General features: G+C 72.1%; 23 protein-coding genes. 3 read left to right on the forward strand and 20 right to left on the reverse strand.

Features of this window, described 5'->3' with window-relative positions:
- Positions 1-69: 69 nt before the first annotated feature.
- From B1759_RS01205 to B1759_RS01260, 12 genes are all read right to left on the reverse strand, one after another.
- Positions 70-369, reverse strand: coding sequence for a T9SS type A sorting domain-containing protein (locus B1759_RS01205; protein ID WP_095513203.1), 300 nt, complete (start codon positions 367-369; stop codon positions 70-72).
- Entirely contained in the window at positions 363-1,736 is a 1,374-nt protein-coding gene (locus B1759_RS01210; RefSeq protein WP_095513204.1) for an MFS transporter, read from the reverse strand. The genes B1759_RS01205 and B1759_RS01210 overlap by 7 nt, the downstream gene beginning before the upstream one ends.
- Positions 1,737-1,784: 48 nt before the next feature.
- Entirely contained in the window at positions 1,785-3,074 is a 1,290-nt protein-coding gene (gene hemL / locus B1759_RS01215; RefSeq protein WP_095513205.1) for a glutamate-1-semialdehyde 2,1-aminomutase, read from the reverse strand.
- Complete coding sequence (hemG, locus tag B1759_RS01220; protein ID WP_095513206.1) at positions 3,071-4,423, reverse strand: protoporphyrinogen oxidase; 1,353 nt, start codon at positions 4,421-4,423, stop codon at positions 3,071-3,073. Before hemG ends, hemL begins: the two co-directional genes overlap by 4 nt.
- A 39-nt stretch (positions 4,424-4,462) precedes the next feature.
- The gene (hemH, locus tag B1759_RS01225; RefSeq protein ID WP_095513207.1) at positions 4,463-5,503 is read right to left on the reverse strand and encodes a ferrochelatase; all 1,041 of its coding nucleotides are present in this window, start codon (positions 5,501-5,503) and stop codon (positions 4,463-4,465) included.
- 97 nt (positions 5,504-5,600) lie between these two features.
- Entirely contained in the window at positions 5,601-6,623 is a 1,023-nt protein-coding gene (gene hemE, locus B1759_RS01230) for a uroporphyrinogen decarboxylase (RefSeq protein ID WP_095513208.1), read from the reverse strand.
- 84 nt (positions 6,624-6,707) lie between these two features.
- Complete coding sequence (locus B1759_RS01235) at positions 6,708-7,529, reverse strand: chlorite dismutase family protein (RefSeq protein ID WP_095513209.1); 822 nt, start codon at positions 7,527-7,529, stop codon at positions 6,708-6,710.
- 135 nt (positions 7,530-7,664) lie between these two features.
- Entirely contained in the window at positions 7,665-8,672 is a 1,008-nt protein-coding gene (gene hemB, locus B1759_RS01240; RefSeq protein ID WP_095513210.1) for a porphobilinogen synthase, read from the reverse strand.
- Complete coding sequence (locus B1759_RS01245; RefSeq protein WP_095513211.1) at positions 8,669-9,460, reverse strand: uroporphyrinogen-III synthase; 792 nt, start codon at positions 9,458-9,460, stop codon at positions 8,669-8,671. Before B1759_RS01245 ends, hemB begins: the two co-directional genes overlap by 4 nt.
- Positions 9,457-10,374, reverse strand: coding sequence for a hydroxymethylbilane synthase (gene hemC, locus B1759_RS01250; protein ID WP_095513212.1), 918 nt, complete (start codon positions 10,372-10,374; stop codon positions 9,457-9,459). Before hemC ends, B1759_RS01245 begins: the two co-directional genes overlap by 4 nt.
- Positions 10,367-11,554: a glutamyl-tRNA reductase gene (locus tag B1759_RS01255; protein ID WP_095513213.1), complete on the reverse strand. Its 1,188-nt coding sequence runs from the start codon at positions 11,552-11,554 to the stop codon at positions 10,367-10,369. The genes hemC and B1759_RS01255 overlap by 8 nt, the downstream gene beginning before the upstream one ends.
- Entirely contained in the window at positions 11,551-12,213 is a 663-nt protein-coding gene (locus tag B1759_RS01260) for a helix-turn-helix domain-containing protein (RefSeq protein ID WP_158225054.1), read from the reverse strand. Before B1759_RS01260 ends, B1759_RS01255 begins: the two co-directional genes overlap by 4 nt.
- Positions 12,214-12,455: 242 nt before the next feature.
- On the opposite strand from B1759_RS01260, the gene B1759_RS01265 reads away from it, so the two are divergent.
- Positions 12,456-13,568 carry a cytochrome-c peroxidase gene (locus tag B1759_RS01265; RefSeq protein WP_095513215.1) on the forward strand — a complete coding sequence of 371 codons (1,113 nt, stop codon included), beginning with the start codon at positions 12,456-12,458 and terminating at the stop codon, positions 13,566-13,568.
- 205 nt (positions 13,569-13,773) lie between these two features.
- Positions 13,774-14,829: a hypothetical protein gene (locus tag B1759_RS01270; RefSeq protein WP_095513216.1), complete on the forward strand. Its 1,056-nt coding sequence runs from the start codon at positions 13,774-13,776 to the stop codon at positions 14,827-14,829.
- A 37-nt stretch (positions 14,830-14,866) separates the two neighbouring features.
- On the opposite strand, the gene B1759_RS01275 is transcribed toward B1759_RS01270, so the two are convergent.
- Both B1759_RS01275 and B1759_RS01280 read right to left on the reverse strand, forming a co-directional pair.
- Positions 14,867-15,481 carry a helix-hairpin-helix domain-containing protein gene (locus B1759_RS01275; protein WP_095513217.1) on the reverse strand — a complete coding sequence of 205 codons (615 nt, stop codon included), beginning with the start codon at positions 15,479-15,481 and terminating at the stop codon, positions 14,867-14,869.
- A gap of 121 nt (positions 15,482-15,602) precedes the next feature.
- On the reverse strand, positions 15,603-16,250 hold the full coding sequence (locus tag B1759_RS01280; RefSeq protein ID WP_095513218.1) for a YceH family protein: 648 nt from the start codon (positions 16,248-16,250) through the stop codon (positions 15,603-15,605).
- 169 nt (positions 16,251-16,419) lie between these two features.
- Between B1759_RS01280 and B1759_RS01285 the strand changes: the two genes are divergently transcribed.
- Positions 16,420-16,878, forward strand: a complete 459-nt coding sequence (locus tag B1759_RS01285) for a hypothetical protein (protein WP_095513219.1) — start codon at positions 16,420-16,422, stop codon at positions 16,876-16,878.
- Here the strand turns inward: B1759_RS01285 and B1759_RS01290 are convergent.
- From B1759_RS01290 to B1759_RS01315, 6 genes are all read right to left on the reverse strand, one after another.
- The gene (locus B1759_RS01290; RefSeq protein WP_198948709.1) at positions 16,875-17,573 is read right to left on the reverse strand and encodes an RluA family pseudouridine synthase; all 699 of its coding nucleotides are present in this window, start codon (positions 17,571-17,573) and stop codon (positions 16,875-16,877) included. The genes B1759_RS01285 and B1759_RS01290 overlap by 4 nt on opposite strands.
- Before the next feature lie 156 nt (positions 17,574-17,729).
- Positions 17,730-19,604 carry a Na+/H+ antiporter NhaC family protein gene (locus B1759_RS20400; RefSeq protein ID WP_095513221.1) on the reverse strand — a complete coding sequence of 625 codons (1,875 nt, stop codon included), beginning with the start codon at positions 19,602-19,604 and terminating at the stop codon, positions 17,730-17,732.
- A complete protein-coding gene (upp, locus tag B1759_RS01300) occupies positions 19,604-20,224 on the reverse strand; it encodes a uracil phosphoribosyltransferase (protein ID WP_095513222.1) in 621 nt (206 codons plus the stop codon). Before upp ends, B1759_RS20400 begins: the two co-directional genes overlap by 1 nt.
- An 82-nt stretch (positions 20,225-20,306) precedes the next feature.
- Positions 20,307-22,016 carry a sodium:alanine symporter family protein gene (locus B1759_RS01305; protein ID WP_095513223.1) on the reverse strand — a complete coding sequence of 570 codons (1,710 nt, stop codon included), beginning with the start codon at positions 22,014-22,016 and terminating at the stop codon, positions 20,307-20,309.
- A 127-nt stretch (positions 22,017-22,143) separates the two neighbouring features.
- Positions 22,144-22,776 carry a tetratricopeptide repeat protein gene (locus B1759_RS01310; RefSeq protein WP_095513224.1) on the reverse strand — a complete coding sequence of 211 codons (633 nt, stop codon included), beginning with the start codon at positions 22,774-22,776 and terminating at the stop codon, positions 22,144-22,146.
- Entirely contained in the window at positions 22,776-23,531 is a 756-nt protein-coding gene (locus B1759_RS01315) for a cell division ATP-binding protein FtsE (RefSeq protein WP_095513225.1), read from the reverse strand. The genes B1759_RS01310 and B1759_RS01315 overlap by 1 nt, the downstream gene beginning before the upstream one ends.
- Positions 23,532-23,539 lie beyond the last annotated feature (8 nt).

Below are 23,539 nucleotides of genomic sequence, written 5' to 3' on the forward strand. Positions count from 1 at the left end.
GGGGCGTTTCTGAGGGCGTGGTATCGCCTCCGCCCCCGTGAAGCTTGAGCGGACCTCGCACCTTCTCCCCTATCTCACGACGACCAGCCGCTGGGTCTGCACGTCGCTCCCGGCCGTCAGCCGGACCGCGTACACGCCCGCCGCCAGCGACCCGGCGTCGACCTGCGCCTCATGCCGACCGGGCGTCAGCGTCGCCACCTCGCGGCCGCGCATGTCAACCATCGTCAGCCGAACCATGCCCGCCTCGGGCAGCGTGTTGGCCACCCGCGCGGTTTCGGCCGAGGGGTTCGGGCGCGGCGCCTCCAGACGGAGCGCGGTCGCGCCGTCGGGGTCCATCCCCGTCCAGACGCGCTCGCCGATCCTCAGCACGAACCGGTCGTCGCGCCGCCGAGCAGTTGGCGCGCGACGACCGCCAGCACCACCGCGCCGACCGCGATCCACCCGAACCCCGCCTGGTACCCCGCCACCGCCGAGGCGGAGGAGGCCGCCAGCGCGGCCAGCGTCGCCGCGCCCACCAACTGGCCGACGCTCAGGAAGATGGTCGACAGTCCCTGGGCGACCGCGCGTTCGTCGGCCCCGGCCTCGGCGAGCAGGATGTAGGCCAGCGACGAGCCCAGGATGCCGGACAGCCCGAGCCCGAGGACGACCGTCCCCACGAGGTGGACCGCCAGCGACGGGGCCAGCGCAACGACGCCCATCCCGGCCGCGACCAGCCCCATCGCCACCGTCACGACCGAGCGCGCGCCGACGCGGTCCAGCATCCGCCCGGCTACCGGCGCGCCGACCGTGACGCCCGCCACCAGCAGCAGCAGCAGGTAGCTCGCCGTGGACCGCTCGACGCCGAAGGCGGCGACCGCGTAGGACGACAGCAGCACGAACGTCGCCTCGACGATCCCCGCGCCGATGGCCAGCAGACAGGCGGCCTGCACGGGGCGGCGCGAGACGAGGCCCGGACGCAGGATCGGCGCCTCGGCCCGACGCTCGACGCTCACCAGCAGCACGAGCAGCGCAACCGCCAGGGCGAGCGGGAGCCAGACCCACGCCTCTGTCAGGCCGCCCCACGGGGCCGATGCGTCCAGCCCGCTCAGGCCCACCACGAGAGCCGCCAGCAGGGCCGCCAGCGTCGCCACGCCGGCCGCGTCGAAGGCACGCGGGGCCGCCGCCCGCGACTCCGGCAGCGTCCGCGCGCTCAACACGAACACCAGCAGGGCCAGCGGCAGGGACAGCGCGAAAAGCCACCGCCAGCTCGCGACCGCCAGCAGGATGCCGCCGAGCGCGGGACCGATCAGAAACGCGATCCCGAACACGGCCCCCAGCAGGCCGACGGCCCGCCCCCGCCGCTCGGGCGGAAACGTGTCCCCGACGACGGCCGTCGCCACGGGGAAGATGCCGGACGCCCCGAACCCCTGCACCACGCGCCCCGCAATCAGCACGCCGAACGACGGCGCCAGCGCGACGACGAGCGTGCCGACGGCGAAGAGGCCGATGTCGAACAGGTAGACGCGCTTCCGCCCCACGCGATCGGCGAGAGCGGCCATCACGGGAAGGCCGGTCAGGTTGGCGAGGACGAACGCCGTGAACGTCCACGCGACGGCGCGCTCGCTCAGCCCGAACGCCTCGCGGAGCGCGGGCAGCGCGGGACCGACCACGGCGATGTCGAGGGCGGCGAGCAGCGTCCCGAGGAACAGGACGCCGAGCAGGCGCTTCGGCGGGACGGGCGAAGAGGTCTCAGTCATGTCGGGTCCCCGGGCGCGGTGCCGAGGTCAGAGGTCCCGGGGTCGGGATCAGAGGGCGGCGAACGCCGAGCGGAAGGCCTCGGCCGCCTCGGCGACCACGTCGGGCGTGTGGGCGCTGGAGGTAAAGCAGGCCTCGAAGGGCGACGGCGGCAGGTACACGCCGCGGTCGAGCAGTAGGCCGTGCAGGCGGGCGAACGCCTCGCGGTCGCTCGTTGCGGCAGAGGCATAATCCATGACGGGGTTCGCGTTGAGGAAGAACCCGAACATGGCCCCTTCACTGGTGGTCTGAACCGGCACCCCCGCCGCGTCGGCGGCCGACTGGATGGCGGCGGCGGTGTCGCGCGCAGCGTCGGCCGCGAGTCGCCACGCCCCCGTCGCGTTGGCCTCGCGGAAGAGGGCGAGCCCGGCGGCCATCGCGAGCGGGTTGCCGGACAGCGTCCCGGCCTGGTAGACCGGGCCGGAGGGAGCCATCATCTCCATCACGTCGGCCCGGCCGCCGTACGCGCCGACCGGCAGGCCGCCGCCGATGACCTTGCCCAGGATCGTCACGTCCGGCGTGACGCCGAACAGCGCCTGCGCGCCGCCCGGGTGGACGCGGAAGCCGACCATCACCTCGTCGAACACGAGCAGCGCGCCGTGCGCCTCGGTGATCTCGCGGAGGAAGGCCAGGAAGCCCTCGGCCGGCCGCACCATGCCCATGTTGCCCGCGATGGGCTCGACCAGCACGGCGGCGATCCGCTCACCCTCGGCCTCGAACACGGCCCGCAGCGCGGCGGGGTCGTTGAACGGCACCACCAGCGTGTCGGCGGTGACGGCGGCCGGGACGCCGGGCGAGTCGGGCAGGCCCAGCGTGGCGACGCCGCTGCCCGCCTTCGCCAGCAGCAGGTCCGCGTGGCCGTGGTAGTGGCCGTCGAACTTGACCACCTTGTCGCGCCGGGTGAAGGCCCGGGCAGCGCGGACGGCGCTCATCGCGCCCTCGGTGCCGGAGTTGACGAACCGGAGCCGCTCCATCGACGGGTAGACGGACCGGATGTGCTCGGCGAGGTCGCTCTCCAGCGGGCTCGGCGCGCCGAAGCTCGTCCCCCGCGCAGCCTGATCGGCGATGGCGCGCGTCACGGCCTCCGGCGCGTGGCCCAGCAGGAGCGGACCAAACGACATCACGTAGTCGATCATCCGGTTGCCGTCCGCGTCGACGAGGTAGGCCCCTTCTCCCCGGTCGATGAAGCGCGGGACGCCGCCGACGGACTTGAAGGCGCGGACGGGCGACGACACGCCGCCGGGCATCAGCGCCTGAGCGTGGGCGAACAGGGTTTCGGACTGCGTGGTGGGCGAGGTCATCGGGTCGGGAGTGGAAGAGAGGTCAGGATGTCGTCGGCCGCGCGCTCCGCCCCGGCGATCACGTCCGGCAGGCCGACGCCGCGGAGCGAGGCCCCGGCGAATGCGAGGCCAGGGTGGCGGGACACGGCGGCGTCGAGTTGGGCCAGCCGGTCGAGGTGGCCGAGCGTGTAGCGAGGCATCGCCTCGGCCCATCGGTGAACGACGCCCCAGACCGGTGCCCCGACCGGACCGAGGTGCTGCCGAAGGTGGTCGACGGCGGCGCCGAGGCAGGCGGCCTCGTCGGCGGAGGCGGCGAACGGGGCGCGAAGGAAGACGCGCGCGAGATCATACCCTGAGGGAGCAACGCCCATATGCTTGCGCGACAACAGGGTCACGGCCTGGACCGGGCCGCCCTCCCGGCGGGGCACGAGCCAGCCGGACGAGTCCGGCACCCTCAGCCCGCCGGACGCGAAGCCGACGATCACGGCGGTGGCCGTGCCCATCGGGATGGCCGCCAGTGGCTCGGCGAGGGCAGGATCGAGCCGCCGGAGCACCGCCGCCGCCGCGGGCGCAGGCAGGGTCACCAGCAGCGCGCCGGCCGAGAGGGAGCGTCCGCCCCGAAGCCGAACGACGAAGCCGGGCTCGACCGTCTCGACCGCCGCCTCGGTCTCGACGGCCACCCCCGCCTCGGCGACGGCGCGAGCGAGGGCGTCCGTCAGCGCGTCCATGCCTTCGACGGGGCGCGCGAACGGGGACGCCCCGGTCGGAGTCGCGCCGCCTCGGAGGGCGAGGAGCGGGCCCTGGCGCTCGCGGTCGTGCAGGTGCGGCAGCGTCGCCCGGAGCGAGATCGGCCCGTCGTCGGCGCCGTAGAGGCCGCCGAGCAGCGGCTCGATCAGTCCCTCGTAAGCGCCGCGGCCGAAGCGGCGGACGGCGAATGCCTCCAGGCTTTCATCCGTGTCGTCCGTGCGCGCGCCGACCCACGGCTCGGCGGCAGCGCGGAGCCGGGCGCCGAGCCCGAGCGCGGGCGTGCGCAGGAGCGGACCGAGGCGGCCGGGGACGAGGCCGGTCAGTCCGGCCGGGAGCGGGTGCAGCCGTCCGTTCCGCTGGATGAGCGCGCCGCCCCGTGGCGTCGCGGTCTCGACGCCGAGGCGCTCCACCAGACGCGCCGCGGCGGGCTTGCGGGTCAGGAACACGTCCGGCCCCACGTCGGCCGTGAAGCCGTCGTGGCGGAGCGTCTGCACCACGCCCCCGAGCCGCCCCGACGCCTCTGCTAGACGGACGCTCACGCCCGACTCGGCGAGGCGGAGCGCCGCCGCCAGCCCGGCGACGCCGCCGCCGAGCACGAGGACATCGGATCGGTCAGGGGTCATCCACGGGAGGGAGTGAGACGAGACACAGCACGCCCTGGATCAGGCCGGGACGGAGGCGTCCAGCGTCCCCGCAGGCATCGGGAGGGTCGGCGCCCCCGCCGAGGCGGCGCGGACGGCCGAGTCGACCCAGCCCTCCTCGGCGGCCTGGCCCTCGACCAACTCTGCCAGGAGGCGGACGAAGCGCGGGTCGTCGTTGAGCGACGGCGGGCGGACCAGCGTCATGCCGTTCTCCGTGGCCGCCCGCTGCGCCTCGATGTCGATGTCGAACAGGATCTCGACGTGGTCGCTCACGAAGCCGATGGCGAGGCTCACCACCTTGTCGATGCCGCGCTCGGCCTTGAGCGCCGGAACGTGGTCCTCCAGCTGCGGCTGGAGCCACGGCTCCGGGCTGCGGCCCTCCGACTGGTAGCTCCAGCTCCACTGGTCCTCGCGGAGCCCAGCGCGCTCGGCGATCAGCCGGGCCGTCGTCCAGAGCTGGTCCTGGTACGGGTCGCCCATCGCGAGAATGCGGACGGGCAGGCTGTGTGCGCTCAGGACCACGTGCACGTCGTCCTGCTCGGCCTCGGGGAACTGCTCGATGCCCTCGCGGACGCGCGCGGCGAACGCGTCGATCAGCAGGTCCGCGTCGAAGTAGGCATCGACGTAGCTGAACGCGATGTCCCCGCGGTAAAGGTCCAGTCCCGCTTTGACTTTCGCCTGGTACTTCGCGATCGACATCGACGAGAAATGCGGGGCGAGGACGATGGCGACGGCGCGCTCGATGCCGTCGTCCAGCATCTGGCCGACTGTCTCCTCGATCCACGGGGCCCAGTGGCGCATGCCGAGGTAGGCCTTGTAGCGCGCGGGCTCGCCGGGCGGGTTGAGGTGCGCCATCGCACCGTCGATCTGCGCCTGCGTCAGCCCCAGGATGGGCGACTGGCCACCGATCGAGCGGTAGTTGTTCGTGATCTCGTCCAGCACGGCCGTCGTCGTCGGACGCCCGTGGCGGATGTCGGACAGGTAGCCGGGGATCTCGTCGAGCGACTCCGGGCCGCCGTAGGCCATGAAGAGAACGCCGATGGGCTTGGTCGGGTCAGGCATTGGGATGGGTCGTCAGGAATCGGGAAGGCGTGCGGTCGTCGGCCGCGGGCGGTTGGGTGCCGCGCGAAGGGTTTCAGGCGTACCCGACACCCGCGCGCTAGCGGCTCGTCTGCTCGCGGACGTAGTCGGTCAGCCGCGCGACCATATCGGGCGGGGTGGCCGGCACGAGGCCGTGGCCAGTGTTGAAGACGTAGCCGGTCGCGGGCGCCTCGGCGAGCACGCGGTCGGTCTGGGCCTTGAGCTCGCGCCAGGGCGCCTGGAGCAGGTACGGGTCCAGGTTGCCCTGGATGGGCAGGCCGCCGACGCGCTCGCGCGCCTCGGTGAGCGAGGGGCCGGAGTCGACCCCGATGGCGTCGCCGCCCGCCTTCGCGACGGCGTCGAGGTGGCCCGCGGTGCCGGTGGTGAAGTGGACGACGGGAAGGCCCGTCTTCTGGGCGATGGCGATCAACTTGGCCGTGTAGGGCGCCGCGTAGCGCTCGTAGTCGTAGCGCGAGAGCGCCCCGGCCCACGAGTCGAACACCTGGAGGGCGCTCGCCCCGGCCTTCGCCTGCTCGCTGAGGAAGCTGCCCGCCACCGTCACCAGCTTGTCCATCAGGCGGGCCCAGGCGGCGGGCTCGGTGTACATGAACACGCGCGTCTTCTCGTACTTCTTCGACCCGCCCCCCTCGATGGCGTAGGCCGCGAGCGTGAACGGGGCGCCCGCGAAGCCGAGCACCGGGACGCCAAGCGGGTCCAACTCGGCCTTGACCAGACGGATCGCCTCGGGCGTGTACATCATCGTCTCCGAGGCGGGCGGCGTGGCCAGCAGGTCCACGTCCTTCGTCGACGAGATCGGGTTCTCGATGACCGGCCCGACGCCCTTCTCGAAGTGCAGCCCCAGCCCCATCGTCTGGAGCGGCGGCAGGAGGTCCGAGTAGATCACAGCCGCGTCGAGCCCGAACCGGCGGATCGGCTGGAGGGTGATCTCGGCCGCAATCTCGGGCGTCTTCACCATCGTCAGGAAGTCGTGCTTCTCACGGATGGCGCGGTACTCGGGCAGGTAGCGCCCGGCCTGGCGCATGAACCAGACGGGCGTGGCGTCGACGGGCTTGCCCGCGAGGGCGTCGAGGAATCGGGACATCGGAGGAGGTCAGGGTTCGGAGGTCAGGGTTCGGCGCCCAAGGCCTCAGGAGGCGAACCCTGAACCCCGAACCCCGAACCGGAATCAGTGGCCGGTGCCTTCGTGCTGCAGCGCCCAGGCGTAGGGCCCGGCGCTCTGCCAGACGGCGCGGCCGACGAAGAAGGGGCCCAGCTTCTCGATGAACTCGGCCGTCTGCCGGGTCGACCGCATCCGCTGGACGACGGCGGAGAGGGGGTGCAGGTCCTTTCCGACCAGCCCGGCGATGAAGTCGTTGTCGTTGGGATCGAGCCCATGGCACGCCAGACGGACGTCGCGCGCCAGACCGGCGCGGCCGAACGACCGCCCGATGCCGCCGTGCTCCATCAGCATCCGGCGCTGCTCGTCGCGCGGCTCGCGCTCGAAGCGGCCGCTCCGGCGGAGCGGGTACCAGACGGCCCACGGCCAGTCCGGGTCGGTCATGGTCTGCACCGGCTTCGCCACGAGCGCGCCCAGCAGGTCCTGCTCGTAGCCGATCGAGTACGTCCGCCCGAGCATGGTGAGCGCGGGGACCGGCGTCAGCCCGGCGAACGCGGCCGACGTGTGGAGCGCCCGGCCGTCCTCGACGAAGAAAGCGGCGTCCTCGTGGAAGAGCGCGACGCCGACGCCGCGCGGGTCCTGGGCGCTCGCGTAGACGACGCCCCCCACCCCCGCCGCCTCGGCGGCATCCGCGAGGCGGGCCGGGTCGGTGCAGTCGGTGTACGCCAGGAACTGGACGAACAGGCGCCGGTCGAGCGCCTGGGGCGCGCCGTCGGCCGTCTTGCCGCGCTCGGCGAGGCTGAGCCCTCCCCCGCTCTCGTCCGAGGCGGGCGCCCCGGAAGCGGCATCGGAAGGCGTCGGACGGACAGCGGGCTGGAGGTCGAGAGCCATTTTCAGTGTCGGTTGAAAATCAGGTACGCGAGACGAGGAGCGGGGATCAGCGCGGACGCACCGTGGCGGACGGCTTCACCGAGAGTGCTTGTGGACGGGCCTCGACGCAGCGCAATCGGGAGTGCGTGCGAGGGGCTACTCGCCCTCTGCCAGCCAGCGTGCCGCCTCGGTCGCGTAGTAGGTGATGATGAGGTCGGCCCCGGCGCGGCGGATGCCGGTGAGCGCTTCGAGGACCGCCCGCCGCTCGTCCAGCCAGCCGCGCTCGGCGGCGGCCTTCAGCATGGCGTACTCGCCCGAGACGTGGTAGGCGCCCAGCGGGCGCTCGGGGAAGGCGTCGCGGATCTGCCGGATCACGTCCAGGTAGGCGACCGCCGGCTTGACCATCAGCAGGTCCGCGCCCTGGGCCACGTCGAGCGCCGCCTCGCGCAGCGCCTCGCGGACGTTGCCGGGGTCCATCTGGTGCGTCCGTCGGTCGCCGAAGGCGGGAGCGCTGTCGGCGGCGTCGCGGAACGGCCCGTAGAAGGCCGACGCGTACTTGACGGCGTAGCTGAAGATGCCGACGTGTCCGAACCCGGCGCCGTCGAGCCCGGCGCGGATCGCCCCGACGACGCCGTCGATCATGGACGATGGCGCCACGAGGTCGGCTCCGGCGCGGGCGTGGCTGACGGCCGCGGCGACGTGGGCGGGCAGCGAGGCCTCCAGTTCCACCCCGCCGTCGAGCCCGAGGATGCCGCAGTGACCGTGGTCGGTGTACTCGCACAGGCAGACGTCCGTGATCACAGCGAGATCGGGGAGCGCGGCCTTGATCGCCCGCGTGGCCCGCTGGACGGCCTCGCGGTCGTCGTGCGCGGCCGAGCCCTCGGCGTCTTTGTGCTCCGGGAGGCCGAACAGCAGCACGCCGGAGACGCCCACCTCGGCGGCGCGCTCGGCCTCGCGGACCGCCTCGTCGACGGACAACTGGAAGACGCCGGGCATGGACGCGATCTCGTCTCGGAGCCCCTCCCCTGCCTTGACGAACAGCGGCAGGATCAGGTCGGCCGGGTGCAGCCGGGTCTCGCGGACGAGGCGCCGGACGGCGGCGGAAGCCCGGAGCCGCATCGGCCGGTCGGGGCCGAGCGAAACCGGAGGAGCGAGGTCGATCATGGGGTCGATGGGGTCTCGGCGTCCGCGGAGGTCGAGAACAGAGTGACGAGGGCGTCGAGGAGGCCCGGGATGGTGTAGTCCTCCGGAATCCGGGCGACGGGCAGCCCGGCGTCGGTCAGTGCCTCGGCGGTCACGGGACCGATGGGAACGAGCGGGATGCCGTCCAGCCGGCGCAGGTCGCCCACGCCCTTCAGAAACCCGCGGACGGTGGAGGGCGACGTGAACGTGATCGCGTCCGGACGGAGCATCAGCCCCATATCGACGCCGTGCGGGTCTGCGCCGACGCGTGTGCAGTACGCAGTCACGTCGCGGACGTCCGCGCCGCGCGCGGCGAGGCCCGTCGCGATGGCCTCGCGGCCGATGTGCGACCGCAACAGCACCACCCGGTCGCCGGGGCGGACGGGGAGCGTCGCGACGAGGGCGTCGCCACTGGCCTCAGGGGGCAGGAAGTCGACAGGTGCCCCCACCTCGGCGAGCGCGGAGGCGGTGCCAGAGCCGATGGCGGCGACGCCGATGCCCGCAGGCAGCCCGTCGGGCCACGCCTCGCGGATCGCCCCCCACCCCTGTTCCACCCCGGTCCCGCTGGTAAAGACGACCCACGCCGCCTCGTCGATGGATCGCGCCGCCTCGTGCAGCGGACCGAGGTCGTCGGGCGGCTCGAAAAAGATCGACGGGACGCCAGCCGGTTCGGCACCGAGCGCGCGCAGCCCGGCATCCAGCGATCCAGACTGCTCGAACGCTCGGGTGTTCAGGATGCGCCGGCCGGCGAGAGGACGCTCAGCGCTCATGGGAGCAGCACGCGGGCGCCGTCGGCGAGGGCAGCCTCGGCGAGGGCGTGGCCGAGATCGTGCGCGACGGTCGGGCCGAGCGGGAGGGCATCCTCCACCTCGACCGTCTGCGCGCCGTCCACCGAGCACACGCGCCCACGGAGATGGAGCCGGCCGCCGTCGACCGTGCCGAGGGCGGCGATGGGCGCGCTGCACCCGCCGCCGAGGGCCGTCAGGAAGTGGCGCTCGGCCTCGACGGCCTGACGGGTCGGCGCGTGGTCGACGGACGCGACGAGCCGACCCACACGATCGTCGTCGGCGCGGACCTGGACGCCCAGCGCCGCCTGCCCGGGAGCGGGCAGCATCGTGTCGAGGTCGAGGATCCCGGTCGCGTCGTCCATCCGCTTGAGCCGCGCCAGGCCCGCCACGGCCAGGACTGTCGCGTCGTAGCCACCGGTCGCCGTCTTCTCGATGCGCGTCTCCACCTTGCCGCGGATGGACCGAATCGTCAGGTCGGGCCGGACGCGCAGCAGTTGGGAGGCGCGCCGGAGGCTGCTCGTGCCCACGACCGCGCCCTCGGGCAGGTCCGCCAGGGAGTGGCCCGCCGGACAGACCCAGGCGTCGCGCGGGTCGGCCCGCTCAGTGATGGCGCCGAGAGCGAGGCCGTCCGGGTCGGCGGTCGGAAGGTCCTTGAGGGAGTGAACCGCGAGGTCGAGACGGCCTGCGAGCAAGTCCTCCTCCAGCTCCTGCGTGAAGAGCCCCTTCCCACCGATCTCGGGCAGCGGCTTGTCGAGCGTCCGATCCCCCTTCGTGACGAACGGCACGAGGGCGACGTGGAGGCCCGGCCACGCGGCTTCGAGGGCGCGGGCGACGTGGCTGGCCTGCCACATGGCGAGGGCCGATGTGCGGGTGCCGAGGCGGAGGATCTCAGCCATCGTCGAGGGACAGGAGCGCGCGGAGCGCGTCGTCGTCGGCCGGGGCCGAGCGGAGGGCGGCGGTCACGTCGTGGAGGAGGCGGTTGGTGAGCGTCCGCGAGAGCTGATCCAGGTCGTCGGCCTCGGTGGAGGCGAGGGTCTCCTGGCGGATGGCCTCGGCGCGGCGGCGGAAGTCGGCGACGAGGGCTTCCCGGCGGAGGCCCGCGAGCGCGTCGCGGAGCCCGCCGAGCGCCGTCTCGATGGCCGCCTCGACCTCCGGGATGGCCGCCTCGCGCGCCGCCAGCCCGGCGTCCACGACCGCGCCGAGCGCGTCGATGTCGGCCAGCGCGACGCCCGGCAAGCGCCCCACGGCGGGCGCGACGTTGCGAGGCACGCCGAGGTCAGCCACGACGCGTGGGCGTCCATCGGCCCAGGCCGAGCGGGCGAGGGCGAGCGGCAGGGCCAGCCGGTCGGTGGCGGTAAACACCACGCTGGCTCCGGGCAGGGCGTCGGCGAGCGCGTCGGGGTGGACCACGGCGAACCCCTGGTGGGCGGGCGCGTGGGCCGATACGAGCGTTACCTCTGCCCCGGTGTCCGCCAATCGGCCCAGGAGCAGGCGGCCCATCTGGCCGCCTCCGAGCACCAGCACCGGCCGTCGGCTCCACGTACCGACGGCGTCCTCCACCCACTGCACCGCGGCCGAGGCAGTCGAGGCCGTGCCGCGCCCGAGGTCGGTCACGCGCCGCGCCCACTGGCCCGTGCGCACGGCCGTGTCGAAGGCGGCGCGGAGGGCGGGCCGCAGCACCCCGGCCGCCTCGGCGGCGGCGCGCGCGCGCCGGACCTGCCCCAGGATCTGGGCCTCTCCCAGTACGGCAGACTCCAGCCCCGCCGCGACGCGGAACAGGTGCCGGAGCGCGTCCTCGCCCTCGGCGTCGAGGAAGCCGTCGCGTGGCGCGTCGGGACGGGCCGTGGCCAGTTGCTCGCGCGCCCACGCCTTCAGCGCCTCGGCCGGACGGTCGCCGGACACAAACAGCTCCACCCGGAAGCAGGTCGACACGAGGCACGCGCCGAGGCCTTCTTCGCGCGCCGCACGGGCCAGCCGGTCGGCGTCGAGCGCGTCCAGCGCCCACGCCTCACGCACCTCGACCGGGCACGACGCCCCATCCAGCCAGACCGCGACGATGGACTCGTGGCTGCTCATTCCTCCAACTGGGCGTCCGACTCGTAGGCGCTCGCGATCGTGAGTTGCACGTCGTTCATGAACTCGTTGACACGGCGCATGAGCGCGATCTGGTCGGCGGCGGGCTTCTCGTCGAAGCGCGGGTAGTAGGCCGTCGATTCGGTGAGGATGTCGCGGAAGAAAAGCGTCGCCCGCAGCGCCTCGGTGAGCGGGAGGCCGCGGTCCTTCATGTCGAGCGCGTAGCCCCACGCCAGCCGGCGGACCTCGGCCTTGCGCGCGTCCGAGTCTCCCTGGTCGGCGACGTGGCGGAGCAGCAGCCCCACGAGCTGCCGGCCCGTCTCGCGACGGTGCGCCCGCTCGGTCGCGTCGAAGGCCTGGTTCCAGGGCGCGTCGCCGTTGGAGCGCACCTCGTAGCGCGCGTGGACGACCGCATGCTCGGCCCAGGCCTCACTGGCGGGGTCCGAGGGCTCGGATGCCGCCAGGGCCGTCGGCTCCTCAGCCGTCGTGGCGCGCTCCCGGCGCAGCCGCTCGACAGCCTCGGCGGGGATCCGGCGGTGCCCACCGGGGGTTCGCACTTCGGGGAGTTGCCCGTCGTCCGTCCACCGCCGGACCGTGCCCACATGGACGCCCAATCGCGCCGCGGCGGCGCTGACGCTGAGCAGGAGAGGTCGGTCGGCCACAGGGAGGTTTGTGTAGGTTTCCAACCTACCCGCGCGGCAGAATCGGGGTCCATGAAGAGGGAGTGCGTCCATCTCTCGGGGCCTGTGAATCCTCTCCTCCGGAGCACGAGCAGCAGCACGCGGTCCCACACCAGAGCAGAAGCCCGGAGGCAGTGCGGGACGCGCTCGGCCCGGCCGGGGGGCCGTTCCCAACCCGTCGGCCCTGTCCACCGTAGGTTTGCCTACCTACCGCCCCTGTCGGCATGCTGCGTCTCGCTTCGCTCATCGTGTTCTCCGTGGTCGCCATCGGCGCGACCTTCGCGACCCGCTCAAGCGGGACGCCCGTGTTGCCCGCCACCCCCTACGACTACGAGGGCGTCGCGCTGCCCCTCCATCTCCAGGACAACTCGATCCTGCGCTGGGATTCCACCCCGGCCGACAACCCGATCACGGACGCGGGCGCCACGCTGGGGCGCGTGCTCTTCTACGATGTGCGGCTGTCCCGCAACGAGACGGTGTCGTGCGCCTCGTGTCACCGCCAGGAGCACGGTTTTTCAGACCCGAGGCCGCTGAGCGTCGGGTTCCAGGGCGAGCCGACCGATCGCAATTCGATGACCCTCTCCTTCGCCCGGTACGACCGCACCCAGCGGTTCTTCTGGGACGTCCGCACCCGGTCGCTGGAGACGTTGGCCCTGGAGCCCATCCAGAACCCGGTCGAGATGGGCCTGACGCTGGACGAGATGACGACCCGCCTCCAGGCGACCGACTTTTACCCGGGCCTGTTCGCGGACGCTTTCGGCACGCCCGAGATTACGAGCGACCGGGTCGCGCGGGCCCTGTCGCAGTTCGTCCGCTCCATCGTGGCCTCCAACTCTCGCTACGATGCCGCCCGCGAGGCCCAGGTGGACGTGTTCGGGCGGCCCCTGGATGGGCTGACAGAGCAGGAGAACCAGGGGCTGGAGCTGTTCTTCGGTCGCGGACGCTGTGAGGAATGCCACTCCGGCGACATGTTCATGGGCACCGGCCCCACCGACAACGGCCTGGACGCGACGGTCCCCGAGGGGAGCAGCGGCCGGGGCGTCTTCAAGACGGTGTCGCTCCGCAACGTGGCGCTCACGGCGCCCTACATGCATGACGGCCGCTTCGCGACGCTGGAAGAGGTGGTGGACCACTACAGTTCGGGCATCCAGCCCAGCCCCCGCCTGGACCCCCGCCTCCGGGGACGCGACGGAGAACCGAAGCAGAGGAACTTCAGCGACGAGGAGCGCGCCGCTCTCGTGGCGTTCCTGAACACGCTCACCGACACCACGCTCGCGACCGACCCGAGGTGGTCGGACCCGTTCGCCGTCGGGTCGGCAGAGGGGGCGCGCCCCTGACCTCTGCCTGCCCGCCTCGGTCGGTCGGCGACCGAAGAGGGGTCGGGAGGCCGGGTCCGTCGGAGCACCACCCCGTAGAGGCCCTGCGGCGTGGAATGAGGGCACATCGGGTTCCGTCCATCAACGGGCATGCACCGATTCCCGCCCCATCCACATTGCTCGCACAGTGCCGCCGGGTACCTTCGGTGCCCGTCTCCACGACCCCATGCGCTGGCTCCTCTTCCTCCTCGTCCTCGCCCCATCGGTCGGGACGGCACAGTCTGTCGTTCTCGACCTCCCCCGCCCGACTCCTCTTTCCGGCGAGCCTGAGATCATGGTCATCCGCGTCCTTGATCTGCGAGCCGACACGACGACGGTCGGCGAGGCGAAGGTCGGCCTCTTCAACCGGCGCCGGACGGTCGAGATGGACGGCGGGACTCTGCCCGCCCTCGCCTCATACCTCCAGGCCCTCCTCCCGGAGGCTCCTGGGCGGCGTCCCATCGTCGTCGGGGTCGAGGTGCTCTACGTGAGTGAGCAGACCACGGCAGCCGCCGAGTTTGGGCGCGCCGAGGTCCAGCTTCGCTTTTTCGAGGAGACGAGCGAGGGCCTCGCCGACCTGGGGAGGGGGCAGGCGATGGTCGAAGAATCGGCGTTGGACGTGACCCGGCGCCATGCGGCTCGGATGGCTCAGGCACTCCACCAGGCGGTCGTGACCTTCCTGTCGAGTGCCCCGCTCGACCGGGAGGAGAGCCCCGTCGTCCGCACCCTGGCCGAGCTGGCGGCCGACACCACGGCTGCGCCCGTCTCATCGCCCTCCCCCCTCGCGGAAGCCGCCGAGCAGTCGATCCGCTCGTTCGTCAGCGGCGGGCCACTGGTGGGGGCGAACGGCGTGGGCGGCCGCATCGGGTACGGCATCCGGTCGGCGAACGCCCAGACCTGGCTCGTTCCCGCTGCCTTCGAACTCTCGGTGCTCCAGACGGAGAATCCGGACCGCGGTATCGACGGTGTGTTCGCGGCGTTCGGCGGCTCGATCCAGGTCGCGCGCCGTCTCGGACAGAGCCCGGCCTACCTGCAGGGCGGGCTCGTGATCTCCAGCGGGACCGAGACCATCGGGTCCGAGAGCCAGTTCTTCCTCGGGGGACGCCTCAGCGCCGAGATCGTGCGCTACCCCACCGACCGGGGCGCGATCCTGGGGCTGGGCGTCTACGGGTCGCGGCTGTTCGGGTCGGCACTGTACCCGCGCGACGCGGGCGTGGCGCTGACGCTCGGCCGCCAGTTCTAGCTCCCCCGCCTCGGCACCGAGGCGGGGGCGTCACTCGCTACGCCGCTGCGGGTGGGAAGAGCGAGTAGATGGTCGCCACCGGGGCCGGCTCCGGCGCACGCTCCTCCGCGACCGGCCGCGCGGCGAGCTGGGCCACCTGCCGACGGATGCGGCGGCTGCGGCGTCGCGACGCGCGGTTCAGGATCGAGTTGAGCTGGAGGCGGATCGCCTCGACGGTGCGGGGCCCGATGCCGTCGAGACCGAGGAGGCGGCCGTCGTGCGCGGCGCGCTCCAACTCGGCGAACGAGCGGATGCCGAGGTCGTCGACGAACCGCCGCGCGAGGCGCGGGCTGACGCCCGGGAGGGTCGCCAGGAGCGCGACCGGGTCGTCGGCGCGGAGGAGGCGATCGCGCAGACCGATGCGGCCCGTCTCGATGTAGTCTGCGATGTGGCGGCCGATGGCGACGCCGATGCCCGGCAGCGCGCGGAGCGCCGCGATGCCGCCCTCTCCATAGAGACGCACGACAGGCTCGTCGAGGTCACGCACCAGTGCGGCGGCCTGGAGGTAGGCCTGGACGCGGTACGGGTTGGGCTCCCCACGCCGGAGGAGCACCTCGGCCATCTGATCGAGGGCGTCGGCGAGTTCGATGTTGGTCGGTCCGATGGGAGTCATGATGTGCGAGGTCAATGTGGCTCAATCTCGCAACCGGCAGTGCCACCGGTTTGTCACACCAAACGCCCCGACTGAATCGGCTTCTCGAGCTGCCCAGGCCCGATTCGAACCTCCCCCCCGCTCACTCGAACTGTGCTCGGAAAGCGGTCATCTCGGCGCGCAGGCGCTCGACTTCCGCCTCCAGTTCGGCGACCCGTTCGGCCAGCGTCGCCCCCCCCGCGACGGGCAGCGCGTCCGTCTCGGCCTGCTCGTCGGGGGGCGCCACGTCGATGTCCCCCGAGAGCAGATGCGCCACGCGGTCGGCCGACTGGCCTGGCTCCCGCGGCAGGCGAACCACGAGGGGCTCGTCGCGGTCGGCGAGCATCCACAGCGCCTCCTCGGCGTCGTCCACGCTGGCGAAATCGGCGAGGCGGGACGTCCGGGTGCGGATCTCACCGGGCGTCTGCGGGCCGCGCAGCATCAGCACGGCCAGTGCGGCCAGTTCTCTGCGCGACAGGTCGAGCGCCCGGTCCAGCGTGTGGCGGAACTTGGCGACGCGGTGTCCGGCCCCGGCCGTCGTCCCGGCCAGCCCACGGCGCATCAGCCGCTCCGCCGCGTCCCGGACCTCGCGCTCGGAGTACGCCGTCACCGGGTCACGGGATGACTTCTGGTTGCACGCCGCGACGAGGCTGTTGAGCGTAAGGGGGTAGTGGTCGGGCGTGGCGAGGGCCTTTTCGGCGAGCGCGCCCGCGACGCGGGTTTCGATGGGGTCGAGCGTGGGGCGAGACATGGAGCGTGGAGCGTGGAGCGTGGAGCGTGGAGCGTGGAGCGTGGAGCGTGGAGCGAAGGTGAGCCCGTTCGCTGCGATCGGCAAGCACGAAGCGGAGCGCCTCCCCGGCAGCGGGGACGCCCGGCCCGAGCGGACCCGGCATTATGCGACTCTCCCTCCTCCGGTTCTGATGCGCACGATCCTGTTCTCCGCCCTTCTCGCCACGCTCGCGCTCGGCTGCGACAGCACCGAGCCCGCAGAAGGCACCGGATCGCCCTGTCCCGGCACCGGGAGCCTGACCGCGACCATCGACGGCGTGCCGTTCGCGTCGACCTGCGTGGGCGGCGTGGGAAGCAGCGGCTCGCTCGTCCTGACGGCGCGGGAGTCGGCAGACAGCGGGTCTCTGACGCTTCTCTTTTCCGCCGCGCCGCTGGCCGCCGGCCAGCCGTTTACGTTGTTCAACGGCACGGCTCAGGTCCTCTACGCAGGCGACGCGAGCGACGGCACCGAGACGGCGTCCTCGACCGGCGGCACACTGACCGTCGCCAGCCTGTCCTCTGGGGGCGCGAGCGGCACGTTCGCCTTCGATGCGTTCGTCGCAGGCCGGACCGTTCGGGTGACGGGGGGTGAGTTCTCGGTCGCGTTCTAGCGCGCGCCCACCGCCATCGCGACGGCCCGGTCGAAGTGTCCGCGCCAGGACACCGGAGGCTTCGCCACGAACGTCATGGCCTCCTTCCGCGTCGGGTGCTCCACGGTCAGGCGGACGGCGTGCAGCGCGATGCCGTGCCCGTCCGCAAACGGCGTCGGGCGGCCGTAGCGGAAGTCGCCCAGCACCGAGGCCCCGCGCGCGGCGAGTTGCGCCCGGATCTGGTGCCTGCGCCCGGTCAGCAGTTCCACCTCGACGAGGCTGCGGGTCCCGTCGGCGGCTAGCATCCGGACGCGGAGGCGCGCGGCCTTGCTGCCCGTGGACCCGACCGGCACAACGCGCACCCCGCCCCCGTCGCGTTCGAGGATGCCGTCCTCCAGCTCCATCCAGTCCGGCGAGTCGCCGAGGCGGCCGTCGAGCACGGCGAGGTAGGTCTTGTCGGGCCCGCGCTGCTGGAACTGGCGGCTCAGCCGGGCCGCGGCCTTCGACGTGCGCGCCAGCACGACCACCCCGCTCGTGGGCCGGTCGAGGCGGTGCACGAGACCCACGAACACGTTGCCTGGCTTGTCGAACCGCTCCTTGAGGTACGCCTTCGCGAGCGTCACGAGGTCCGGGTCGCCGGTCTTGTCCTCCTGCGACAGCATCCCCGCGGGCTTGTTGACGACGAGGAGGTGGTTGTCGAGGTAGAGCGGAGTCACAGCGTTCGGTGGGAGGAGGCGCGCAAGATGCCTCATGCGGGTCCCCGAAAGGCGCCGCCGAGCCGGGTCTTCGGCAGCCCCCGACGATTCATCCGGCCCACACGCGCGACCGTCGGCCCGACCGCCTCGGCACCGAGGCGGACGCACCGGGACCGACTACGCCTCCGCCACGACGTCCGGGTCCTCCACCGGCTGGCCGATGAAGCGGATGATGGCGAACAGCACCGCGGCGCAAATCGGCAGCATCACCCACCAGGGCACGTTGTAGCCCGTCGGGACCGTCCCCAGCAGCAGGCCCACGACGCCGACCGTCAGCGCGTACGGCAACTGGGTGCGAACGTGATCGATGTGGTCGCACTGCGAAGCCAGCGACGACAGGATGGTCGTGTCCGAGATCGGCGAGCAGTGGTCGCCCCAGACGGCGCCCGCGAGGACGGCGCTGACGGTCGAGTAGATGATATGCGTGTAGTCGCCGGACGTGTGGAGGCCGTCGGCGGCGAGTACGCCCCAGGCCAGCGGGATCACGAGCGGCATCAGGATGCCCATCGTGCCCCACGAAGAGCCCGTCGCGAAGGCCGTCGCTGCGGCGAGCAGGAAGACGAGGGCCGGGACGATGCCCGGGGAGAGTGTGCCCGAGAGCCGCTCCGTCAGCCACGTCGCCGTGCCCAGCGCGTCGTTGACGTTCGAGAGCGACCACGCCAGGATCAGGATGATGACCGCGAGCAGCATCGACCGCATGCCAGCGTACCAGGCGTCCATCGCCTCCTCCAGCGTCAGGATGCGCTGGGCCACCGACAGGAGCACCGCCACCACCACCGACGCCAGCGATGCCCACATCATGGCGGTGTACGAGTTCGCCGACCCGACGATGTTCTGGAGCGTCATCTCCAGCCCCTCCTCCGCGACGGCCGCCCGGCCCGTGATCCACAGCCCGATGAGGACGCCGGCCACCAGCACCCCGATGGGCAGCAACGCGTTGATGAGCCGCTTCGGCGCGTCGGCCGGGGGCTCCAGCAACTCCGACTCGGCCTGGGCCGCCTCGGCCGTCGAGCCGGGGCGGAAGAGCTGTCCCGTCTGGCGGGCGCGGCGCTCGGCGGCCAGCATCGGCCCGAAGTCGCGCTTCGTGAGCGTGATCGTGAAGACGAAGAAGAGCGCCAGCAGCGGGTAGAACGAGTACGGGATGGACCCGAGGAAGATGGAGTACGCCGCCTCGTCGTAACCCGGGAGCTTCGCCACCGCGTCGCCGATGAGGCCCACCTCGTAGCCGATCCACGTCGTCACGAAGGCGAGGCAGGCGACCGGCGCCGCCGTCGAGTCGACGAGGTAGGCCAGCTTCTCACGGCTGATGCGGAGCCGGTCCGTGATGGGGCGCATGGTGCCGCCCACGATGAGCGTGTTGGCGTAGTCGTCGAAGAAGACCGTCACGCCGAGGACGGCCGTCGCGAACTGGCCCCGCCCGGCGGACCGCGCCCACTTCGTCACCACGTCCACGATGGCGGCCGTGCCGCCGTTCTTCTGGATCAGCCCGACCGTCCCGCCGATCATCATCGAGAAGATCAGGATGGCGGCGTGGTCGGAGTCGGCGAGTGCGGGCAGGATGTACGCCACGATGGTCGAGAACAGGCCCGTGAACCACCCCGTCAGCACGTCGCCGGAAACGATCCAGGCGCCGACCCACACGCCGAGGAACAGCGCCACGATGACCTGTCGGAACAGCAGCGCCGCCGCGATTGCGAGCAGGGCCGGCACGATGGCCAGCCACCCCACGTCGGGCGTCGCCTCCTCCGGCTCCGCCGCCTCGGCGCTTTCGACCGGGGCAGCCTCGACCGGGACCGGTACCGCCTCGGAATTCGTGGCGGGCTCCCCGTCAAGCGTCACCGGCGCTTCCACGGCCGACGAGTCGACCGCGGCAGGCACGCCCACGTCCTGCGCCTGCCCGCCGACCGCCAGCAGAAGCCCCAGCGCAAGCATCACCACGGAGCGCCGCGCGCCCCTCCCCTCTCGACACGTGCCTGCGAACGGAGTGAGCATCAAGTCGTCCCGAAGATGCGGTCCCCGGCGTCGCCGAGGCCCGGGCGGATGAAGGCGTTCTCGTCGAGCTGGCGATCCAACGCGGCGGTGTAGATCGGCACGTCGGGGTGGTAGTCGGTCAGCCGGGCGACGCCCTCGGGGGCGGCCACGAGGCAGACGAACGAGAGGTCCTTCGCGCCGCGGCTCTTGAGGTGGTTGATGGCGCCCGAGGCCGACCCGCCCGTCGCCAGCATCGGGTCCACCACGAACACGCGCGCGTCGCTGACCTGCGGCGGCACGTTGGAGTAGTAGTCGACCGGCTCGTGCGACTGCTCGTCGCGGTACATCCCCAGGTGCCCCACCCGCGCCTCGGGCACGAAGCGGACGAACCCATCCACGAGGCCGAGGCCGGCGCGGAGCACCGGGACCACCACGACCTCGCGGGCCAACCGGTAGCCGACCGTCTCTTCCAGCGGTGTCTGCACGGTCGTCTCCTCGACGGGCAACGTCCGCAGCGCCTCGTACGCCAGGATGGACGACACGTCGGAGAGCGTCCGCCGGAACTGGCCGTACGGCGTGGACACGTCGCGCAGCGTGGTCAGCGCGCGGTTGAGAAGCGGGTGGTCGACGACGGTCAGCAAGGGATAGGGGGCTGTGGCACGGGGCGGGGGTGAGCGAGAGGCGGGGAACAGGCCTCGGGCCCCGTCCCCCTGGCCTCGCGCCCTAGAGGCGGCCTTCCTGCTTGGCCTTCTTGTGTGCCTCCTCGTTCTCGACCCACGGGCGGCGCTCGAAGTAGCTGTCGGTCAGCTTCTTGAGGACCGGCGAGAGCAGCAGCAGCGCGAGCACGTTGGGCAGCGTCACGAGCGAGAGCGCCACGTCGCCGAGGTCCCAGATGGTTGTCACCGCCAGCACCGCGCCGACGAAGTGCATCACCACGAAGATGGCCTTGAACGGCAGGATGGCCTTGGTGCCGAACAGGTAGTTCGCACAGCGGTCGCCGTAGTAGCTCCACGAGATGGAGGTGGACACCGCGAACAGGATCACCGAGATGAGCACGATGAAGCGTCCCACTCCGCCGAGGCCGATCGGCGACAGCCCTCGCTCGAAGGCGAGCGTCGTCAGCGGCGCGCTCGTGCGGACGGTGTTGGCGTAGAACGTCTCCACGACCTGCCCGTCCGCCGTCAGCACGGCCTTGGTCGCAGCATCGATGGTGCCCGTGAACGGCACGGTCTGCGCCTCGTCCAGGAAGAGCGAGTCGATGCCGACGGTGAAGCGGCCGACGCGGGGGCCTGCGCCGTTCTCCGGGACGCCGTTGGCGTAGGAGATGGCCTCGGAGCCGAGGTAAGTCGTGTAGCCGGCCTCTCGCGACCCCTCGACGATGGACACGTTGGACGCGTCGAGGTCGACGGCGGCCGGAGCGGTCGCCTCGAAGGCGCCCGTGGTGACGAGCACGAGGCCCGTCATCGTGCAGATGATGATCGTGTCGATGAAGGGCTCCAGCAGCGCCACGACGCCCTCCGAGACCGGCTCGTCGGTCTTGGCCGCCGAGTGCGCGATGGGCGCCGAGCCCTGCCCGGCCTCGTTCGAGAAGAGCCCTCGCTGGACGCCGTACAGCATCGTCAGCAGGAACACGCCTGCGCCGGTGCCCGCCACGCCCGAGACCGGGTTGAAGGCCTCCGAGAAAATGCGGACGAAGGCGGCCGGAATCGCGCCGATGTTGAGGATCAGGATGAGCAACGCACCCGCCACGTAGACGGCGGCCATCACGGGCGCCACGATGCTGGTCACCTTGCCGATGCGGCTGATCCCGCCCAGGATCACGACGCCGACGATGGTCGCGGTGATGAGGCCGGTGATCCAGACCGGCACCCCGAACGAGTCGAAGACCTGCGTGGCGACCGTGTTGGCCTGGACCGCGTTGCCCGTCATGAACGACGTCAGCATGAGGGCGAAGGCGAAGAACATCGCGACCGGCTTCCAGTTGCGGCCAAGGCCGCGCTCGATGTAGTACATCGGGCCACCGGAGACGGAGCCCTCCCAGGCCTTGCCGTCCTGGTCCACGTGCACGTCGCGGTACTGCTGGGCGAGCGTCACCTCGGAGTACTTGGTGGCCATGCCGAGCAGCGCCGTCACCCACATCCAGAACAGCGCGCCGGGGCCGCCGATGTGGATCGCCAGCGCCACACCCGCGATGTTGCCGACGCCGACCGTCGCGCTGAGTGCCGTCGTGAGCGCCTGGAAGTGCGTCACGTCGCCGGGCTCGTCCGGGTCGTCGTAGCGGCCGGTGGCGACGGCGAAGCCGTGGCCGAGGCGGCGGAACTGGACGAACCCGAGCTTGATCGTCAGGAACAGGCCCGTCCCGAGCAGCCCGATGACCAGGGGCCACCGGAGCACGTTGTTGATGGCGTCGATGACGACGGAGAGGAGCTCCATGGGGCGGACGAGGGGGTGAGGACGGAAGCCGCGAAGATAGGGCCGTTCCCTGCACCTGCGCGCTCGACGCACGCAGAGACATCGCGACATCCCTCCACCATTTGACGCCTCTGAGGCGGGCCGTCCGCTACCGCGCCGCGGTGCGGGCAGGCGTCAGATCCTCCAGCAGCCTCTCCACCACGGCACGCCGTGCGGGGTCGCTCACCTCGAACGAGTCGGCCAGCACGAGGTACTGCTCCAGGTCGGACCGCGCGGCCAGCGTGTCGCCGAGGTAAGACTGGACGACGCCGCGGTCGAGGATGTGACGTGGCTCGTCGGGCTCCAGGGTGACCGCCTGGTCGAGGTCCTCCAGCGTCCGCACCCAGCCGTCGTCGAGGGTCTGGGCGACGAAGGCGCGGTGGCTGTAGATCTCGTCGAGCGCCGATCCACGCGCAGGCGTGCCCGCCTCGACGGCCTCGATCGCGGACGTGAGGTCGTCGTAGGCCGCCTGCACATCGTCAAGGGCCTCCCGGTCCTCCGAGCGAGCCCAGCGGCAGAGGCCGCGCGCGACGAGCGCGTCCGGGGCGCCCGGCGACTGCGCCAGCACCGAGTCCAACGACGCGACGCCCTCGTCCACGGCCCCGTCGAGGCAGGCGTCGTAGGCCCGCTCGACGGCCGCAAAGTCCACCTCGGACGTGCCCACCGGCCCGGCCTCGGGCGGCGCGTCGCCACACCCGGTGGCGACGAGGAGGGCGAGAACGACGGACCCGAAGCGCGTCACTACAGCGACGCCGGGTCGACTTCGATGAGCCGGCCGCGCACGAGCGCGAGCGTCCGCGCCGGGAAGGCCTTCACGAGGCGATAGTCGTGGGTCGCCATCAGGAGCGCCGTCCCCTGGCGGTTGACCTTGACGAGCAGCTTCTGGATCTCGTCGGCCACGCGGGGGTCGAGGTTGCCCGTCGGCTCGTCGGCCAGGAGGAGGCGCGGGTGGTTGACGAGCGCCCGCGCGATGCACGCGCGCTGCTGCTCACCGCCCGACATCTCGCTCGGCCGCGCCTTCGCGCGGTGTCCCAGCCCGACCTCCGACAGCGCCTGCAGCGCCCGCTCCTTGACCTCCTTGCCCCGCTTGCCGGTCGCGTAGAGCGCGAAGGCCACGTTCTCGTACGCGCTCCGGTCGGGCAGCAACTGGAAGTCCTGGAACACAATGCCCAGCATCCGCCGCAGCAAGGGAATGTCGTTCGGCTTGGTCGTGTCCGACTGGTACGGCCCCACGCGGACGAGCCCGTACTCGGGCATCACGTCCATGTAGAGCAGCTTCAGGATGGTCGACTTGCCACTCCCGGTCGGACCGATGAGGTAGGCCATCTCGCCCCGATTGAGCGTCAGGCTGAGGTCGGACGTGACCTCGACGCGCGAGCCATTGGGGTCGGTGTAGCCCGCGGCCACGTTGCGGATCTCCACGAGCGGACGCTCGCGCGGCGCACCGGCCGACGGCGGCGCGGAAGAATCGGGGGCAGAGTCGACGGCGGGGTCCACGGAGGCGA

The organism is Rubrivirga sp. SAORIC476 (assembly GCF_002283555.1).
GTDB lineage: Bacteria > Bacteroidota > Rhodothermia > Rhodothermales > Rubricoccaceae > Rubrivirga.

Excerpts from the sequence above, each read along its gene's own strand:
- B1759_RS01210 (WP_095513204.1), bottom strand. The coding sequence starts at position 1,736 with ATGACTGAGACCTCTTCGCCCGTCCCGCCGAAGCGCCTGCTCGGCGTC.
- hemL (WP_095513205.1), bottom strand. The coding sequence starts at position 3,074 with ATGACCTCGCCCACCACGCAGTCCGAAACCCTGTTCGCCCACGCTCAG.
- hemG (WP_095513206.1), bottom strand. The coding sequence starts at position 4,423 with ATGACCCCTGACCGATCCGATGTCCTCGTGCTCGGCGGCGGCGTCGCC.
- hemH (WP_095513207.1), bottom strand. The coding sequence starts at position 5,503 with ATGCCTGACCCGACCAAGCCCATCGGCGTTCTCTTCATGGCCTACGGC.
- hemE (WP_095513208.1), bottom strand. The coding sequence starts at position 6,623 with ATGTCCCGATTCCTCGACGCCCTCGCGGGCAAGCCCGTCGACGCCACG.
- B1759_RS01235 (WP_095513209.1), bottom strand. The coding sequence starts at position 7,529 with ATGGCTCTCGACCTCCAGCCCGCTGTCCGTCCGACGCCTTCCGATGCC.
- hemB (WP_095513210.1), bottom strand. The coding sequence starts at position 8,672 with ATGATCGACCTCGCTCCTCCGGTTTCGCTCGGCCCCGACCGGCCGATG.
- B1759_RS01245 (WP_095513211.1), bottom strand. The coding sequence starts at position 9,460 with ATGAGCGCTGAGCGTCCTCTCGCCGGCCGGCGCATCCTGAACACCCGA.
- hemC (WP_095513212.1), bottom strand. The coding sequence starts at position 10,374 with ATGGCTGAGATCCTCCGCCTCGGCACCCGCACATCGGCCCTCGCCATG.
- B1759_RS01255 (WP_095513213.1), bottom strand. The coding sequence starts at position 11,554 with ATGAGCAGCCACGAGTCCATCGTCGCGGTCTGGCTGGATGGGGCGTCG.
- B1759_RS01265 (WP_095513215.1), top strand. The coding sequence starts at position 12,456 with ATGCTGCGTCTCGCTTCGCTCATCGTGTTCTCCGTGGTCGCCATCGGC.
- B1759_RS01270 (WP_095513216.1), top strand. The coding sequence starts at position 13,774 with ATGCGCTGGCTCCTCTTCCTCCTCGTCCTCGCCCCATCGGTCGGGACG.
- B1759_RS01275 (WP_095513217.1), bottom strand. The coding sequence starts at position 15,481 with ATGACTCCCATCGGACCGACCAACATCGAACTCGCCGACGCCCTCGAT.
- B1759_RS01280 (WP_095513218.1), bottom strand. The coding sequence starts at position 16,250 with ATGTCTCGCCCCACGCTCGACCCCATCGAAACCCGCGTCGCGGGCGCG.
- B1759_RS01285 (WP_095513219.1), top strand. The coding sequence starts at position 16,420 with ATGCGCACGATCCTGTTCTCCGCCCTTCTCGCCACGCTCGCGCTCGGC.
- B1759_RS20400 (WP_095513221.1), bottom strand. The coding sequence starts at position 19,604 with ATGCTCACTCCGTTCGCAGGCACGTGTCGAGAGGGGAGGGGCGCGCGG.
- B1759_RS01305 (WP_095513223.1), bottom strand. The coding sequence starts at position 22,016 with ATGGAGCTCCTCTCCGTCGTCATCGACGCCATCAACAACGTGCTCCGG.